This is a genomic window from Micromonospora sp. NPDC049151, from assembly GCF_040648395.1.
Classification (GTDB): domain Bacteria; phylum Actinomycetota; class Actinomycetes; order Mycobacteriales; family Micromonosporaceae; genus Micromonospora.
The window spans coordinates 1-15832 of the sequence record NZ_JBEZDP010000035.1 but is presented as its reverse complement, the minus strand read 5'-3'; the positions used below and the strand labels follow the sequence as shown (position 1 = coordinate 15832).

The window sequence follows — 15832 nt, the reverse complement described above, 5'->3', positions numbered from 1 at the left end:
GTCCGACGGGCCCCACCCGGTCACACCCCCGCCGGGTACGTCTCCATCTCGCCCGGTGTGACCCGCGTCGGCAGCGGGTGCAGCGCCGTCGTCTCGTCGCACCAGACGAACGCGTCGTAGCGCTCACCGAGCCGGGTCGGCACGTAGTTGCCCCACGACTCGAAGCTCGGGTCGTACACCACCCCGATCGCCCGGTGGTCGGCCTCGCCGGTCACCCATTCCGGCTGGTCGTCGCCGCCGAAGACGAGCACCGCGCGGTCCGGCATCAGCTCGTGCAGCCGGTGCTCCACCGAACCCGCCCGGGCCGGCGGCACCACCATGGTCTCGGCCGGTGATCCCCAGCGCGGCGCGGCCACCACGCTGCCGCGCCAGCTGCCGAAGCCGATCAGCGCCACCGCGTCCCGGCCGTGCCGTTCCCGGCCGAGCTGCCCGATGTTGACCATGCCGTCCGCCGCCATGTCGGTGGCCCGGGCGTCGCCGACGTGCGTGTTGTGCGCCCACACGATGCCCCGCGAGCCCGGCCCGTACCGGTCCAGCAGCCGGTCGAGCGTGTCGGCCATGTGGACGTCGCGGACGTTCCACGACTCGGGGCCGCCGCCGACCATGGCCCGGTAGTACCGCTCCGCGCCGGCCACCACCTCCGCGTTCTGCCAGGCCGAGAAGCGGTCCGGGCCGTCCGCGGCGGCCTGTTCCCGGGTACGCGCCAGCAGCCGCACCACCTCCTCCTCGCACCGGGCGGAGACGAACCGGCTCGCCATCGCGTACTCCTCGGCCCGCGTGCCGTACGGCTCGAAGCAGCGGTACGCCTCCTGGGCCGCCTCCAGCGAGGCCGGGTCCTCCTCACCGAGGTAGTCGAAGATGGCCTGCATCGACTCCCAGAGGGAATACACGTCCAAGCCGTGGAAGCCGGCCCGCTCCCCCTCCGGGCGTTCCAGGTTCCACGCGCGCAGCCAGCGGCAGAAGCGGGCCACCTCGGCGTTCGCCCACATCCAGGTGGGCCAGCGCTCGAACCGTTCCAGCGCCACGAGCGGATCGGCCAGGCCGCCCGGCGCACCGACCACCGACCGGTGCACCCGGTCGCAGTCCGGCCAGTCCCCCTCCACCGCCACGAAGTCGAAGCCCTGCTCGGCGATGAGCCGCCGGGTCACCTGCTCCCGCAGCCGGTAGTAGTCGTAGCTGCCGTGCGTCGCCTCGCCGATCATCACCACCCGGGCGTCCCGTACGCGGTCCAGCAAGGGGTCGAAGTCGCTCGGCGCGCCGAGCCGCTGTACCAGCATGTCCGCGGCTACCCGGGCCCCGCCGCGACAAACCGCGGCCCGGACCCGGCGGCGGGCATGCCGCCGGGCCCAGCGGGTAGCCGGGCGGCATGACCGTCACCGGTGCGCAGTTGCGGGAGTTCCTGGCCGGCCTGGACTATCCGGTCTCCCGGGAGGACCTGGTCCGCTGGGGTCAGGAGAACGGCGCCGACACCGAGGCGCTCCAGGCGCTGCGGTCCCTGCCGGCCGAGGAGTTCCACTCCCCCGCCGAACTGGGTGAGGCGCTGGTCGTGCTGGCCGACGCCTGAGCTTCTATGCCGGAGGCGTGGGGTGAGGGCCCGTCCGCGCGTGCAGCAGCCGGAACAGCACCAGCCACTGTTCCGGCCAGACCAGGCCCACCGGGGTCTCCGGCGCGATCCGCGCGGCCCGCAACGCGCCGTCGACATGCCGCCGGGGACGGGCCGCGCGCAGCGAGGCCGCGAGCGAGCCGCCGACTCCGCCGAAGCCCAGCTCCACCATCCGCCGGTACGCGGGCAGCGCCGCCGGCGCCACGAGTGGCGTGCTCCGGCGCTCCAGCCGCAGGATGCCCCCGTCGGCGCCCGGCACCGGCCGGAACGCGGCCCGGGGCACCCGCCCGGCCAGCCGCCAGTGGTACTCGGGCCAGGTCAGCACCGTGAGCCGGCTCCACCGGCCGTGGTCGCCGCTGCGTTTGCGGGCGTAGTCGAGCTGGGTGAGCAACGTCGCGGTACGCAGTCCGGGCGCGGCCAGGCACCATCTCACCACTGCCGCGGTGAGCGACCAGGGGATGTTGCCGGCCACCGAGAACGGCCCGGCGGGCGGGGCCACGGCCAGGAAGTCGGCCGGGCGCACCTCGACGTTCGGCAGCGGGGCACAGGCGGCCGTCAGCTCCGGCAGCACTGCCGGGTCGACCTCGTACGCGATCAGCCGCCCGCACCGCGCGGCGAGTGGCCGGGTCAGCCGGCCGCGCCCGGCGCCGACCTCCAGCAGCAGGTCGTCCGGGCCGGGCCGGACCGAGCGGACCATCAGCGCGACGGCGGCCGGGTCGGCGAGGAAGTTCTGGGACAGTACGCGACGGGACCGGTCGCGTGCGGTGGTTCGGCGGGGCGCCACGGGTTCGTCCTGTCTGTCGCCGGACGGCGACGGGTACGGACCGCTGCGCGGGTGTCACCCCCGCCGTCGAGGCGGCGCGGGGCGGATCGGGCGGGCGGTCCGAGCGGATCGGGACTCGGACGACCCTGGAGAGTGGCCGGGACGCGGCGCATGCCTGAGACGGCCACCTCGACGAGGTGGCATGGTGGACGGACCAGCCGCCACCTCGGCGAGGTGGCGCGACCGGCGCCCTCGGCGGGCGGGTCGGAACCGGCGGTCGGGGTCAGACGTGGGCGGCGTACCGGCCGGCCAGGGCCGGGCGCCGGAACCGCGGACGGGCGACCAGGAGGAGCCCACACGCGGCCGGCGCGGCGGCCACGCGGATCAGGGCATGCGTGAACATGCCGCCACGCTAGCGACCGGGTCCGTCCCCGGCGACCGGTTTTCTACAGGTCGACTGTGCGGCCCTGCGACCGGGCGGTCTGCGCGGCGTCCAGCACCGCCACCACCTCACGGCCGAACCGCACGTCGCAGCGGTGGTCGCGGGTGCCGGCGTCGACCTCCTCCAGCAGCTGGTCGAGCGCGGCCCCGAACGCCTGGAGCGCGCTGCCGTCGCCGGGCGGGACGGTTTCGGTGCCGTTCTCGCCGAAGAAGACGAAGTCCCGGGTGACCGCCTCCGGCGGCGCGTCCAGGGTCAGCGAGAGCGAGCTGGTCGCGCCGCCGTCGTGGGTGAGCAGCAGGTGCACCAGGCCGCTCGGGCCGTCCATCGCGGCGACCCGGGTGACCCGGCCGAGCACCGGCAGGATCAGCGACAACGCGTGCGGGCCGATGTCCCAGAGCGCGCCGCGCTCCCGCCGCCAGGTCGAGTCGCCGTACGGGTTCCCGGGCTGGAAGATCGACGCGAACATGGTCGCGCGGGCGTGCTGCCAGCCGCCCGCGGCAGCGGTCGAGGCCAGGAACCCGGTGACGTTCGGGTGGAAGCGCTGGGTGAAGAAGACCACCGAGGCCACCCCGGACGCCTGTGCCGCGTCGACCACCCGGTCGGCGTCGGCGAGGTCGAGCGCCAGCGGCTTGTCCAGCAGCAGGTGCCGCCCGGCGGTGGCGGCCCGCACGGCGATGTCGGCCTGCACGTCCGGCGGGAGCGCCACCGCGATCGCGTCGCAGGCGTCGATGAGCGCGTCGACGTCGGTGAAGGCGGGTACGCCGTGCCGGGTGGCCAGCTCCTCCGCCTTCGCCGGGTTCCGCCCCCAGACACCGGCGAGCCGGGCCCGCGGGTGCGCCTCGATGGCCGCGGCATGCGTCTCCGCCGCCCAGTAACCCGTGCCGAACAACCCGAACCGCACCCCGACCCCCTGCCGCCGACGTCCGCCACCGGCGTACGCCGGGACCGTGATCCACGCTAGTCCCCGGACCAGCCCGGCGCGCCCCGACCCGGCGGGCCAGCCGCTACTACACGCATTAGTAGGCTGTGCCGGTGAACGACACCGTGTCGACGACCAGCGCGGCGGCCTCCTCCCCGGTGGACGGGCCACTCGCCACTGTCGCGATCGTGATCTCGCTGGCGCTCGCCGTCTGGGCCCTGGTGGCGGCTGTCCGCCACCGCCCGCCGGACCGGATCCAGTTCGTCGGCCTGGCCGTGCTGGAGGTGGCGCTGCTCGCGCTCACCGTGACGGCTCTCGTCGCGCTCGGCGGCGGCGAGCGGCCGGGCGAGCCGGGCGCGTTCTTCGGCTACCTGGCGACGCTCGTCTGCCTGCCGCCGCTGGCCTGGGTGCTGGCCCGGATGGAGCCGACCCGCTGGGGCTCGGGCATCGTCTGCGCGATCTGCCTGGTCACGCCGGTGGTGGCGGTACGGCTCCAGCAGACCTGGGAGGTCCTCGGTGGCTGAGACCACGACCGAGCAACCCGTCACCAACCGCGGCCCGGGGCGGCTGCTGATCGCCGTCTACATCGTCTTCGCCATCGCCGCCACCTCGCGGGCCGGGTTGCAGATCGCCACGAAGTTCGACGAGGCGCCGGTGGCGTACCTGCTCTCCGCGCTCGCCGCGCTGATCTACATCGTGGCGGCGGTCGGGCTGGCCCGGGCCGGGCACACCGGCCGCCGGGTCGCGCTCGCCTGCTGCACCGTCGAACTGGTCGGCGTGCTCGGGGTGGGCGTGCTGAGCATCGCCGACAAGGAGCTGTTCCCGGACGAGACGGTCTGGTCCGACTTCGGCAGCGGCTACGGCTACGTGCCGCTGGTGCTGCCGGTGCTCGGCCTGTTCTGGCTGTGGCGCACCCGGCGCGACCCCGCCTGAGCGGGCCCGCGCCGGGTCGGGCCGGTCAGTCCTTCGGGCCGCCGGCGACGTAGATGACCTGACCGGAGACGAACGACGCGCCCTCGCTGGCCAGGAACGAGATGGTGTGCGCGACGTCCTCCGGGCGGCCGGGACGGCGTACCGGGATCTCGGCGGCGGCGTGCTTCTGGAGGTCGTCGAAGTCGACCTTCATCCGCGCCGCGGTGGCGGCGGTCATGTCGGTGACGATGAAGCCGGGCGCGACCGCGTTGACAGTCACCCCGAACGGGCCCAGCTCGATCGCCAGCGTCTTGGTGAAGCCCTGGAGACCGGCCTTGGCGGCCGAGTAGTTCGCCTGCCCCCGGTTGCCGAGCGCGGACGTGCTGGACAGGTTGACGATCCGGCCCCACTTCGCCTCGACCATGTGCTTCTGCGCGGCCTGGCTGAACAGGAACGCCCCGCGCAGGTGCACACCCATGACCGTGTCCCAGTCGGCGTCGGCCATCTTGAACAGCAGGTTGTCGCGCAGCACGCCGGCGTTGTTGACGAGCACCGTCGGCGCGCCGAGTTCGGCGGCGATCCGTTCCACGGCGGCCTCGACCTGGGCCCGGTCGGACACGTCGGCGCCGACGCCGAGCGCCCGGCCGCCGGCCGAGCCGATGGCGTCCACCGTCTCCTTGGTGGCGGACTCGTCGATGTCGACAACGGCGACGGCCATGCCGTCGGCCGCCAGCCGGCGGGCGGTCGCCGCGCCGATGCCGCGCGCGGCTCCGGTGACGATGGCGACGCGGGGCTCCTCCGACATGCTTACCTCCCGGTAACTTGTGGCTCGATCGAAGGAGCTTAACCCGCCGGTACGCCGCGCCTACCGCTCGTGGTCCCGGCAGAGCCGGATCCACCGGTAGCCGTAGCCGGCGAGCTTGAGCCGGTCGAGCTTGCCCACGTCCTCGTAGTTGCGGTCGCTGAGCACGTCGATCGGCAGGTCCGCCTCCGGCGCCAGCGTGCTCAGGTCCACCTCGACGTCCTCGGTGCCGAGGTTGTGCAGGAAGACCATGGTCCCGGTACGCCCGTCGGCGCGGTGCGCGAGCACGCCCGGCGGCATCGGCACGTCGATGTGGGTGGTGCTGCCGGACCCGGTCTCCGGCGCCTCCCGCAGCGTCCGGATCATCCGCTCGAACCAGCCGAGCAGGGACCGCGGGTCCTTGCGCTGGGCGGTGACGTTGACGTTCTGGTAGCCGTACTCGCCCTTGTCGATGACCGGGCGGACCAGCTTCTCCGGCTCGGCGGTGGAGAAGCCCGCGTTGTCGGCGTAGGACCACTGCATCGGCGTACGGATCGCGTCGCGCCCGTCCAGCGACAGGTCCTCCCCCATGCCGATCTCCTCGCCGTAGCGCAGCACCGGCGTGCCGCGCAGCGAGAACTGCAGCGAGTACGCCAGCTCCATGTGCCGGCGGTCGTTGCCGAGCATGGGCGCCAGCCGCCGCCGGATGCCCCGGCCGTAGAGCTGCATGTTCTCGTCCGGCCCGAACTTCGCCAGCACGTCGTTGCGCTGGTCGGCGGTGAGCCGGGACAGGTCGATCTCGTCGTGGTTGCGCAGGAACGTGGCCCACTGGCCGCCGGTGGGCAGCTTCGGGGTGTCGCGCAACGCCTCGATGATCACCTCCGGGTCCTCCCGGGCCAGCGCGAGCATCAGCCGTCCGTTGAGCATGAAGTCGAAGAGCATGTGGATCCGGTTGCCCGAGCCGCTGCCGTCGCCGAAGTAGACGGGCAGCTCGTCCGGCTCGACGTTCGCCTCGGCCAGCAGGACCGCGTCGCCGCGCCGCCACTGCACGTGCTGGCGCAGGTCGGTGAGGAAGTCGAAGTCCTTCGGTGAGTTCGGGTTGCCCGGCTCGGTGCGCTCGATGATGAACGGCACCGCGTCCATCCGGAAGCCGGAGACGCCGAGCTGGAGCCAGAACGAGGTGATCTTCTTGATCTCCGCCCGGACCTTCGGGTTCTCGATGTTCAGGTCCGGCTGGAACTTGTAGAAGCGGTGGTAGTACCACGCCTTGGCGGTCCGGTCGTAGGTCCACGTCTCGTGCTGCTCGCCCGGGAACACCATGCCCTGGTGGCGGTCGGCCGGCTCGTGGTCGGCCCAGACGTACCAGTCCCGGTACGGCGAGTCCGGCGAGGAGCGGGCGGACTGGAACCACGGGTGCTGGTCCGAGGTGTGGTTGACCACCAGGTCGATGATCACCCGGATGCCCCTGTTGCTCGCCTGGTGCAGCAGTTCGGCGAAGTCGCCGAGCGTGCCGAGGCGCGGGTCGACGTTGTAGAAGTCGGTCGCGTCGTACCCGTCGTCCTCGTTGGGCGAGGGATGGATCGGGTTCAGCCAGAGGCAGGTCACCCCGAGCCGGGCCAGGTAGTCCAGGCGCCCGATCAGCCCCTGGAAGTCACCCACCCCGTCGCCGTCGGAGTCCGCGTACGTGTCGACGTCGAGGCAGTAGACGACCGCCTCCTGATACCACCTGTCACCCATGCGGGGACTACTTCTCCGAACGCGCGCGACGGCAAACCCGGTACGGTGCCGGGATGAGCGAGGAGGCGTACGACTGGTCCGCCGGCACCTGGCTGAACCCGCCCGAGCGGGCCGAGCCGGTCGACGGCGGCCTGCTGGTCGAGCCGCGTGGCGGTAGCGACTTCTGGCGGCGCACCAGCTACGGCTTCGTGCACGACGACGGTTCGGCGCTGCTCGCGCCGTTCGGCGTGGACACCGCCGTGGAGGTGTCGTTCCTGCTCGACTACGCGGCCCAGTTCGACCAGGCCGGCGTGCTGGTGCGGGTGGACGAGCGGCGGTGGACCAAGGCCGGCGTCGAGGTGAGCGACGGCGCTCCGCAGGTGGGCGCCGTGGTCACCGACGAGTTCTCCGACTGGTCGGTGGCGCCGGTGCCGCAGTGGTCGGGCCGGGAGGTGACGGTCCGGGTGAGCCGGGCCGGCGACGCGCTGACAGTCCGGGCCCGCTGCGCGGACGAGCCGTGGCGGCTGGTCCGCGTCGCCCCGCTCGATCCGGCGGCGGAGGCGTCGGCCGGGCCGTACTGCTGCTCGCCCAGCCGGGGTGGTCTGCTGGTCCGCTTCACCGGCTGGCGGCGGGGTCCGGCGGACGCCGCGCTGCACCCGGAGGGCTGAGTCACAGGTGTGACACCGGCCGGTCCGGGTAACACTTCCGGATCTCCGGCTCTCACGTGGAAGGACCGCCATGGCCCTGGCCCAGGACGTCGACCCGAACCAGTTCACCGGGCTGACCGGCTGGGTGGCGAGCGTGATCGACTCGTTCGGCGCGGTCGGCGTGGCGCTTCTGGTGGCGCTGGAGAGCATCATCCCGCCGATCCCGAGCGAGATCGTGCTGGCGATGGCCGGCTACCTGTCCGCCGAGGGCCGGTTCAACGTGGTGTTCATCGTGGTCGCCGCGACAGTCGGCTCACTGATCGGCGCGCTGGTGCTCTACTGGCTCGGCGCGGCGCTCGGCGAGGACCGGCTCAAGCGCTGGCTGGACCACATCCCGCTGGTCGACCTGGAGGACCTGGAAAAGGCGGACCGCTGGTTCGAGCGGCACGGCCGGTGGGCGGTGCTGATCGGCCGGGTGGTGCCTGTGGTGCGCAGCCTGGTCTCCATCCCGGCGGGCGCCAACCGGATGCCGCTGGGCGAGTTCATCCTGCTCACCACGCTCGGCAGCGGGGTGTGGAACGCCCTGATCGTCGGCGCCGGGTTCACCCTCGGAACGCGGTGGGAGGACGTCGACAAGTACAGCCAGTGGTTCAACTACGCGATCTTCGCGGTCTTCGGTTTCATGATCGTGAGCTGGGCGGTGAAGAAGGTGCGCCGGCGGCGCGCCCGGCAGTCGGTGACCGCCGGGCGCTGACCGTCGCGCGGGCTCAGAACCCCGCGGTGATGCCGGTGAACTCCCAGGTGTTCTGCGCGATGCCGGAGCAGTTGGCGACCACGCCGCCGCCCGGGCAGGGCCGGTCCCGGTTGACCGACCAGAACGTGAACCGGGCCAGGCCGCGCGCCTTGGCCCAGTCGCGGATCTGCGTCCAGGTGGCCGGCGAGGTCAGCTCCTGCTGGTCGGAGAGGCCGTTCATGCCGGACAGGCCCATGTGGGCGTACGCGGTGGCGTCGGACCAGCCGAACGCGTTCTTCAGTGCGGTCTTCAGGCCCTCGGCCGCGTTCACGGTGTTCTGGTACATGTTCGCGCCGCCGCCGAAGTCGAACGGCATGATCGTGAACACGTCGATCCCGGCGCCCTTCGCGGCGGCCTGGTTGATCAGCCGGGTGCCGTAGTACGACGGCCCGGTGGTCGAGGTGCCGAACGTGATGATGGTCTTGATCCCCGGGTTGTTCTGCTTGACGATCTTGAGGGCGTCCAGGATGCGGTCCTGCACCACCTCGTTCTCGAACTCGTCGCTGTTCTCGATGTCGATGTCGATGGCCTTCAGCCCGTACGCGTTGATGACCTGCTGGTACGCGCCCGCGAGGGCGGCGGCGGACGAGCAGTTCGGGCCGAGCTTGTTGCCGCTCCAGCCGCCGAAGGACGGGATGACGTCGCCGCCGGCCGCCTTGATCGCGGCGATGGTGGCGGCGTGCGTGCCGCCGGTCAGCGGGCCGTTGCCGTCCCAGGCCGGGGTGCAGCCGCCGCCGGAGAGCACGAACGCGATGGTGAACCACTTGATCCCGGTAGCGCCCATCACCGTGGCGGGCGCGGGCGGGTCGCCCCAGCCCGGGTAGAGGTAGGGCGCGGCGGCCATCGCGCCACCGCCGCCACCGGTGCAGCCGCTGGTGGTGGCCGCGACCGCCGTCGACTTAGCCGACTCGCCGCTGCCGTTGTACGCGGCCACCGTGTAGCTGTGCCCGCTGCACGCGGCCAGCCCGGAGACGGTGGCCGAGGTGCCGGTGACGGTGGCCTTGACAGTGCCGCCCTCGTACACCCGGTAGCCGGTGACGGTGCCGGAGACCGCGTTCCAGGCCAGCGAGACGGCGGACGCGGTGGTGCCGGTGACCCGCAGCCCGCCGGGGGTGGCGGGGGCGCCCGGGTTGCCGGGGTTGCCGCCGCCGGTGCAGGAGGCGCCGTTGACCGTGCAGTTCACCGGGTCGCCGGTCCCGCTGACGACGAAGCCGAAGCTGGTGCTGGCGCCCGGGGCGAGCGCGCCGTTCCAGGACTGGTTGACGGCGGTGACGTGCTGGCCGGAGGTGGTCAGCCGGGCGTCCCAGAACGAGCCGAGCGTGCTGCCGGACGGCAGGTCGAACTGGACGTTCCACGAGGAGATCGCGGCGGAGCTGTCGTTCGTGACGGTGAACCGGGCCTCGTACCCGCTGCTCCAGCTGGAGGTGCGGACGAAGGCCGCGGTGGCGGCGGAGGCGGGCGGCGCGGCGAGCAGGGCACCGGCGACCACGGCGGTGGTCAGCGCGGCGGCGAGTGTCGCCAGGCGGGGGCGGAGTCTCACGGCGTCCTCCAGGGGACGGGCGGGGGATGGAGAGGGATTCACAACCGTCGACGTGCGCCTATTATTAGGAGTGTTAACTGTTTCTGTCCAGCACCGGTTCGGGCGCGGCCCGGAGGATGTGCCCGGGCCGCGCCTCGCCGCGCTCAGCGACGGAAGGTGAACCAGTTGACGTTGACGAAGTCGGACGGCTGCCCGCTGCTGAACGTCAGGTAGACGGTGTGCCGCCCGGTCACCGCGCCGACGTTGCCCGGCACCGAGCGCCAGGTCTGCCAGCCGCCCGTGTTGCCGACTGCGAAGCTCCCGATCGGCGGCGCGGTCGGGCTGTCCACCCGGACCTCCACCAGCCCGCTCACCCCGGACGCCGCGCCGGAGGCGACCCGGGCCACGAAGTCGCGCGGCGGCGTCGAGCCGAAGTCGACGTTGTCGTAGCGGGCCCAGTCGCCGTTGGCGAGCCAGCCGATGTCCTGCCCGCCCTCGGCGCACGTCTCCACCTGCACGCCGTTCTGCGCGTTGAACGACTCGGCCTGGATCGTCGAGTAGGCGTCGCGCACCCCGCCCGGCGGCGGCGTGGTCGGCGTCGGCGACGGGTTGCTCCCGCCACCCCGGGTGTAGACGGCCACGTAGTCGACCAGCATCGACCGGCCCGGCACGGTGGACGCGGTGGGCGTCGCCGAGCCGGCCACGCCGTCCGGGAAGCCGCCGCCCATCGCCACGTTGAGCAGCAGGAAGTAGCCGGCGTGGCCGGTCATCTGACTCCAGTACGGCTCACCGATCTGGTTCTGCCCGACGGTGTGGAAGAGCTGGCCGTCGACGTACCAGCGCAGTTGCTGCGGACTGGTCGAGGCGTCCCACTCGAACCGGTAGGTGTGGAACGCCGACTGGCAGGTGCTGCCCGGGCAGGCCCGGGACGCACCGATGCCGTTGAACTCCCCGCACGGGCCGCCCGGCGCGACGCCGCAGTGCAGCACGCCCCAGACCGAGTTGATCCCGTTGACGTTCTCCATCACGTCGAACTCGCCGATGCCCGGCCAGTTCTGGTAGTTGCCCCGGTACGGCGAGCCGAGCGCCCAGAACGCCGGCCAGTACCCGGACGCCGCCGCACCGGTGACGTTCGGCATCTGGATCCGGCCCTCCAGGGCCAGCACGCCGCCCGACGGCGGCTTGAAGTTCGCCCGTACCGTCTCGATCCGGGCGGAGGTCCAGCGGCCGGCCGAGTCCCGCAGCGGCGTGATGCGCAGGTTGCCCGAGCCGTCCTGGGCCAGGTTGGCAGTGCTGGACGTGTAGGTCTGGATCTCGCCGGTGCCCCAGTTGGCCGGGCCGCCGGGGTAGCTGGTGCCGGTGTCGATGATCCAGTTGGCGGACGAGGGCAGCGTGCCGGACGGGCCGGTGAAGTCGTCGCTCCACACGAGGTTCCACCCGGACGGTGTCGGGGGCACCGCGGCCTGGGCGGTCATCGAGACGCCGGCGAGTGCTGTGGTGAGCGCGAGGACGCCGGCGCCCAGGGCGAGCCGGCGGCGTGGTCGGGGCACGGTGGCGGAGGCGGCCGGAGCCGCCGGGATCGGGTTCATTCGGGGTGCCTCTCTGCGGGGGACGGGTCCGGGAGAGCGCTCTCTGAGAGCGATTTCTACGCGCCCGTCCCCGCACTTGTCAACGCTTGTCGATGGACTCCGCCGGCTGCGGCCGGCGCAGCACCACCTGCTCCAGCGCGGTCCACGCCGTGGTGGTGACCAGATAGAGCACGGCCGCCAGCGGCACCACGAGCGCCACCAGCACCGTGCCGTACGGCAGCAGCGGGAGCAGACGCCCGAGCACCGCCGCGCCCGAACCCTCGGCCGGCGTACCGGCCACGGTGCCGGTGGCCGCCGCCGCCCGGCGCATCCGCCGCGAGGACCACCAGGCCAGCGCCAGCAGCGCGGCCAGCAGCACCCTGAACACCAGCGGCACCGGACCGGCCAGCCCGTCGCCGAGGTGCCACCCCAGCGGTACGCCGGCGAGCCGCTCCCCCAGCAGCTCCGGTGCGCCGTCACCGGTGGCGAACAGGCGGTACATGACAAGGAAGAACGGTGCCTGCAACAGCGCCGGCAGGCAGCCGGCGACCGGGCTGGCCCCGGCGTTGCGGTAGAGCGCGAACAGCTCGCTCTGGAGGCGGGCCGGATCGTCGGCGTACCGGCGCTGGAGTTCCCGTACCTCGGGGGCGAGCGCGGTGCGGCGCCGCTCCCCGCGGACCTGCGCCACTGTCAGCGGGGAGATCAGCAGCCGGACGGCGACGGTGAACAGGACGATGGCGGCGGCCGTCGCGGCGCCGCCGGCGAGCGGGGCGAGCACGTCGGCGAGCCAGGTGACGACTGTGGCCGCGGCCGAGGCCGCGGAATGCAACGGTGCGAAGGCGAGCATGGGTGGACCCCTCGATGGCGATTCCGGGTGTCCCGGGCGGCGGCATGCCGCGCGGCGGGACTGATGACGACGGAATCGGCCGCGAAAGCCGGGGTGGAGGAACCGGCGGCCCGCCGACGCGGGCCGGAAGGTGGCTACGCGGCCGAGGGGCGCAGGCCGGGCGCGCGGGGACGCGGACGCCCCGGCGCGTCCGGGTCGACCTGCCGGGGCACGCCCCGACGGCGGGCGCGGGCACGCAGGGCGGCGGCGAACCGGGTGCCGGGCGGCGTGGGCAGCGCGCGAACCCGCAGCGCGAGCAGGGTCGCCAGCAGCAGCGCGGCGACGACCGCCGCACCGGCGAGCAGCCCGGCCGGCCGGTCGGCGACCAGCGCGAGGGCGTAGGCCCACGCCCCCGTCAGCACCGCCAGGATCCCCGCCACACGGTGACAGTAGCCCGCCGTGTCACGCCCCGCGGCCCGTGCGTCCACGCCGCCGCGCCGCCGGGCGGACCCCCACGACCCGAACGGGCGAACCGGCGCCGACACGCCGCCGGGCGCGTTTCCGGGCCCGGACACGGTGGGTAACAGGCCATCGACCACGCGGCACGGTGCCGCAAGCGGTCCCGAGGAAGACGGTGGTGACGATGAGTGGCTCAGTGGCGGAGCGGGAGCGGAGCGCCGCAGCGGGCGGAACCGACCTGCTGACAGTCGGCGTCGAGGAGGAGTTCCTGCTCGCCGACCCGCACACCGGGACCGCCGTACCCGCCGTGGACCTGGTGATGGAGCAGGTGCCGGCCGAGCTGCGGGGCCAGGTGGAACGCGAGTTCCAGACCAGCCAGATCGAGATCGGCAGCCCGCCCGGGCTGGACCTGTCCTCGATCCGGCACTCGCTGTCGATGCTGCGCGCCGAGCTGGCCGACGCGGCCGAGCGGGCCGGAGTACGGCTGCTGGCGATCGGCACCGGGCCGGTCGACGGGCCGGTGCCGCCGGTGGTGGACAAGCCGCGCTTCGACCGGATGATCGAGCGGTTCCGGCTGCTGGTGCCCGGCCCCGGCAACAACGGCATGCACATCCACGTCGGCATTCCCGACCCGGACACCGGCGTGCAGGTGCTCAACCACGTCCGGCCGTGGCTGCCGATCCTGCACGCGGCCACCGCGAACTCCCCGTTCTCCCGGGGCGAGGACACCGGGTACGCGAGCTGGCGCTCGGTGGAGTGGGAACGCTGGCCGTCGGTCGCGCCCACCCCGTACCTGGAGTCGCACGAGCACTACGAGCGGCTGATCCGGCAGCTCATCGCCAGCGGCGTGATGCTGGACGAGGGAATGCTCTACTGGTACGCCCGGCTCTCCGCCAAGTACCCCACCGTGGAGATCCGCATCGGCGACGTCTGCCCGTCGGTGGACGACGCGGTGCTGGTGGCGGCGCTGGTCCGCGCGCTCGTCGCGACAGCGCTCACCGACATCGCCGCCGGCCGTCCGGCCGTCAACACCGACCACCACCTCCTGGTGGCGGCGCACTGGCGGGCCGCCCACGACGGGCTGGAGGGCGAGGGCGTCGACCTCACCGACGGTGAGCTGCGCCCGGCCTGGGAACTGCTGGACCGGCTCGTCGACCGGCTGCGCCCGGAACTGGAACGGCACGGCGACCTGGACCGGGTCACCGATCTGCTGGGCGGGCTGCGCCGGCACGGCAGCGGCGCGGCGCGGCAGCGCGCGGTGTTCGAGCGCACCGGCAGCCTCGTCGACGTGGTCGCGGACGTGGCACGGCAGACCCGTGGCTGAGCGGCCGTGCGGCCGCGGCCCGGCGTGACAGGATGGGCGACGTGGCCGAGCGCATGATCGTCATCGGCGGCGACGCCGCCGGAATGTCGGCGGCGTCGCAGGCGCGACGCCGCCGCCGCGACCGCTCCGACCTGGAGATCGTCGCGTTCGAGCGGGGGCACTTCACCTCCTACTCGGCCTGCGGCATCCCCTACTGGGTGAGCGGCGTGGTCGAGGAGCGGGACGAGTTGATCTCCCGCGACCCGGAGACCTTCCGCGACGAGTTCGGCATCGAGGTCCGCACCCGGCACGAGGTCACCGCCATCGACCTCGACCGCCGCGAGGTCCTCGCGCGGGACCTGGACGGCGGCGGCGAGGTCCGCGCCGGTTTCGACACCCTGGTGTACGCCACCGGCGCGTCACCGATCCAGCCGGACTGGGCGCGCGACGACGTGTCGGGGGTGTTCGGCGTGCAGACGCTCGACGACGGCGCGGCGCTGATCGACTGGCTCGCACGTGAGCCCCGGCCGCGGCGGGCGGTGGTGGTCGGCGGCGGCTACGTCGGCGTCGAGATGGCCGAGGCGCTCGTGCAGCGCGGGCTCTCGGTGCAGCTGGTCGAGCAGGCCGACCAGCCGATGTCGACTGTGGACCCGGACATGGGCGAGCTGGTGGTCGAGGCGATGCGGGCCACCGGGATCAACGTCCGTACCGGCATCACCGTCACCGGCCTGGAGGAGCGGGACGGCCGGATCCGCGCGGTGCTCACCGACGAGGGGCCGATCCCGGCCGACGTCGTGGTGCTGGGTCTCGGGGTACGCCCCAACACCGCGCTCGCCGAGGCCGCCGGCCTGCCGATCGGTCCCTCCGGGGCGATCCGGGTGGACCGGCGGATGCGGGTGCCGGGCGTGCCCGGCGTCTGGGCGGCGGGCGACTGCGTGGAGTCCCTGCACCGGGTCAGCGGCATGCCGGTGCACATCCCGCTCGGCACGCACGCCAACAAGCAGGGCCGCGTGGCGGGCATCAACATCGGCGGCGGGTACGCCACCTTCCCCGGCGTCATCGGCACCGCCGTCACAAAGGTCTGCGAGCTGGAGGTGGGCCGCACCGGGCTGCGCGAGCGGGACGCCCGGGAGGCCGGCTTCGAGTTCGTCACCGTGCACACCCAGTCGACGAACCGGGCCGGCTACTACCCGGGCGCGCGGCCGATGACGATCAAGCTGATCGCCGAGCGGCCCAGCGGGCGGCTGCTCGGGGCGCAGATCGTCGGCTGGTCCGAGGCGGCCAAGCGGATCGACGCGCTCGCGGTGGCACTGTGGAACGGCATGACTGTGGACGAGATGACAGCGCTCGACCTGGGGTACGCGCCGCCGTACGCCCCGGTGTGGGATCCGGTGCTGATCGCCGCCCGCAAGGCCGTCGACGCCCTCGCCGCCGTGTAAGGAAGGGCCCCCTATTAACGCCTCCGGTAGAGGAAGGGCCCCTTCTTAGAGGTCCTAACTTTTTGAGGGTGGGCGTAACCGACTGGATGTGAGGGTCGTTTCGTCTGAACGTGAGGAGGGGTGAGCAGCCGCCGTGGATCGT

Annotated in this window: 16 protein-coding genes; 7 read left to right on the top strand and 9 right to left on the bottom strand. The window is 73.2% G+C overall.

What is annotated here, in order from left to right; genetic code table 11:
• Positions 1-20: 20 nt before the first annotated feature.
• Positions 21-1277, bottom strand: a complete 1257-nt coding sequence (locus tag AB0B20_RS27455) for an erythromycin esterase family protein (protein WP_357383840.1) — start codon at positions 1275-1277, stop codon at positions 21-23.
• 89 nt (positions 1278-1366) lie between these two features.
• Between AB0B20_RS27455 and AB0B20_RS27450 the strand changes: the two genes are divergently transcribed.
• On the top strand, positions 1367-1564 hold the full coding sequence (locus tag AB0B20_RS27450) for a DUF2795 domain-containing protein (RefSeq protein WP_357383838.1): 198 nt from the start codon (positions 1367-1369) through the stop codon (positions 1562-1564).
• Positions 1565-1568: 4 nt separating this feature from the next.
• Here the strand turns inward: AB0B20_RS27450 and erm are convergent, their stop codons facing one another.
• Positions 1569-2387, bottom strand: coding sequence for an ErmE/ErmH/ErmO/ErmR family 23S rRNA (adenine(2058)-N(6))-methyltransferase (gene erm / locus AB0B20_RS27445; protein WP_357383836.1), 819 nt, complete (start codon positions 2385-2387; stop codon positions 1569-1571).
• Between the two features lie 425 nt (positions 2388-2812).
• Positions 2813-3709 (bottom strand): Gfo/Idh/MocA family oxidoreductase, encoded by an 897-nt coding sequence (locus tag AB0B20_RS27440; RefSeq protein ID WP_357383834.1) that lies wholly within the window; start codon positions 3707-3709, stop codon positions 2813-2815.
• A 125-nt stretch (positions 3710-3834) separates the two neighbouring features.
• Between AB0B20_RS27440 and AB0B20_RS27435 the strand changes: the two genes are divergently transcribed.
• Together AB0B20_RS27435 and AB0B20_RS27430 are read left to right on the top strand one after the other, a co-directional pair.
• The gene (locus AB0B20_RS27435) at positions 3835-4251 is read left to right on the top strand and encodes a hypothetical protein (protein ID WP_357383832.1); all 417 of its coding nucleotides are present in this window, start codon (positions 3835-3837) and stop codon (positions 4249-4251) included.
• Positions 4244-4660: a hypothetical protein gene (locus AB0B20_RS27430; RefSeq protein ID WP_357383830.1), complete on the top strand. Its 417-nt coding sequence runs from the start codon at positions 4244-4246 to the stop codon at positions 4658-4660. Before AB0B20_RS27435 ends, AB0B20_RS27430 begins: the two co-directional genes overlap by 8 nt.
• Before the next feature lie 25 nt (positions 4661-4685).
• Here the strand turns inward: AB0B20_RS27430 and fabG are convergent, their stop codons facing one another.
• Both fabG and AB0B20_RS27420 read right to left on the bottom strand, forming a co-directional pair.
• Entirely contained in the window at positions 4686-5444 is a 759-nt protein-coding gene (fabG, locus tag AB0B20_RS27425) for a 3-oxoacyl-ACP reductase FabG (RefSeq protein WP_357383828.1), read from the bottom strand.
• Positions 5445-5504: 60 nt separating this feature from the next.
• The gene (locus tag AB0B20_RS27420) at positions 5505-7157 is read right to left on the bottom strand and encodes an alpha-amylase family protein (RefSeq protein WP_357383826.1); all 1653 of its coding nucleotides are present in this window, start codon (positions 7155-7157) and stop codon (positions 5505-5507) included.
• 53 nt (positions 7158-7210) lie between these two features.
• Here AB0B20_RS27420 and AB0B20_RS27415 point away from each other — a divergent pair, with 53 nt between their 5' ends.
• Both AB0B20_RS27415 and AB0B20_RS27410 read left to right on the top strand, forming a co-directional pair.
• A complete protein-coding gene (locus tag AB0B20_RS27415) occupies positions 7211-7804 on the top strand; it encodes a DUF1349 domain-containing protein (RefSeq protein WP_357383824.1) in 594 nt (197 codons plus the stop codon).
• 70 nt (positions 7805-7874) lie between these two features.
• Complete coding sequence (locus AB0B20_RS27410) at positions 7875-8537, top strand: DedA family protein (protein WP_357383822.1); 663 nt, start codon at positions 7875-7877, stop codon at positions 8535-8537.
• Between the two features lie 13 nt (positions 8538-8550).
• On the opposite strand, the gene AB0B20_RS27405 is transcribed toward AB0B20_RS27410, so the two are convergent.
• From AB0B20_RS27405 to AB0B20_RS27390, 4 genes are all read right to left on the bottom strand, one after another.
• Positions 8551-10116, bottom strand: a complete 1566-nt coding sequence (locus AB0B20_RS27405) for a cellulose binding domain-containing protein (protein WP_357474615.1) — start codon at positions 10114-10116, stop codon at positions 8551-8553.
• 143 nt (positions 10117-10259) lie between these two features.
• A complete protein-coding gene (locus AB0B20_RS27400; RefSeq protein ID WP_357383817.1) occupies positions 10260-11684 on the bottom strand; it encodes a carbohydrate-binding protein in 1425 nt (474 codons plus the stop codon).
• A gap of 79 nt (positions 11685-11763) precedes the next feature.
• Positions 11764-12510, bottom strand: a complete 747-nt coding sequence (gene yidC / locus AB0B20_RS27395) for a membrane protein insertase YidC (RefSeq protein WP_357474612.1) — start codon at positions 12508-12510, stop codon at positions 11764-11766.
• 134 nt (positions 12511-12644) lie between these two features.
• Positions 12645-12929: a DUF6412 domain-containing protein gene (locus tag AB0B20_RS27390; protein ID WP_357383813.1), complete on the bottom strand. Its 285-nt coding sequence runs from the start codon at positions 12927-12929 to the stop codon at positions 12645-12647.
• A 194-nt stretch (positions 12930-13123) separates the two neighbouring features.
• On the opposite strand from AB0B20_RS27390, the gene AB0B20_RS27385 reads away from it, so the two are divergent.
• The gene (locus tag AB0B20_RS27385; RefSeq protein ID WP_357383811.1) at positions 13124-14272 is read left to right on the top strand and encodes a glutamate--cysteine ligase; all 1149 of its coding nucleotides are present in this window, start codon (positions 13124-13126) and stop codon (positions 14270-14272) included.
• Between the two features lie 41 nt (positions 14273-14313).
• Positions 14314-15690, top strand: coding sequence for an FAD-dependent oxidoreductase (locus tag AB0B20_RS27380; RefSeq protein WP_357383809.1), 1377 nt, complete (start codon positions 14314-14316; stop codon positions 15688-15690).
• The last annotated feature ends 142 nt before the right edge of the window (positions 15691-15832 follow it).

Excerpts from the sequence above, each read along its gene's own strand:
- AB0B20_RS27455 (WP_357383840.1), bottom strand. The coding sequence starts at position 1,277 with ATGCTGGTACAGCGGCTCGGCGCGCCGAGCGACTTCGACCCCTTGCTG.
- AB0B20_RS27450 (WP_357383838.1), top strand. The coding sequence starts at position 1,367 with ATGACCGTCACCGGTGCGCAGTTGCGGGAGTTCCTGGCCGGCCTGGAC.
- fabG (WP_357383828.1), bottom strand. The coding sequence starts at position 5,444 with ATGTCGGAGGAGCCCCGCGTCGCCATCGTCACCGGAGCCGCGCGCGGC.
- AB0B20_RS27420 (WP_357383826.1), bottom strand. The coding sequence starts at position 7,157 with ATGGGTGACAGGTGGTATCAGGAGGCGGTCGTCTACTGCCTCGACGTC.
- AB0B20_RS27415 (WP_357383824.1), top strand. The coding sequence starts at position 7,211 with ATGAGCGAGGAGGCGTACGACTGGTCCGCCGGCACCTGGCTGAACCCG.
- AB0B20_RS27410 (WP_357383822.1), top strand. The coding sequence starts at position 7,875 with ATGGCCCTGGCCCAGGACGTCGACCCGAACCAGTTCACCGGGCTGACC.
- AB0B20_RS27400 (WP_357383817.1), bottom strand. The coding sequence starts at position 11,684 with ATGAACCCGATCCCGGCGGCTCCGGCCGCCTCCGCCACCGTGCCCCGA.
- yidC (WP_357474612.1), bottom strand. The coding sequence starts at position 12,510 with ATGCTCGCCTTCGCACCGTTGCATTCCGCGGCCTCGGCCGCGGCCACA.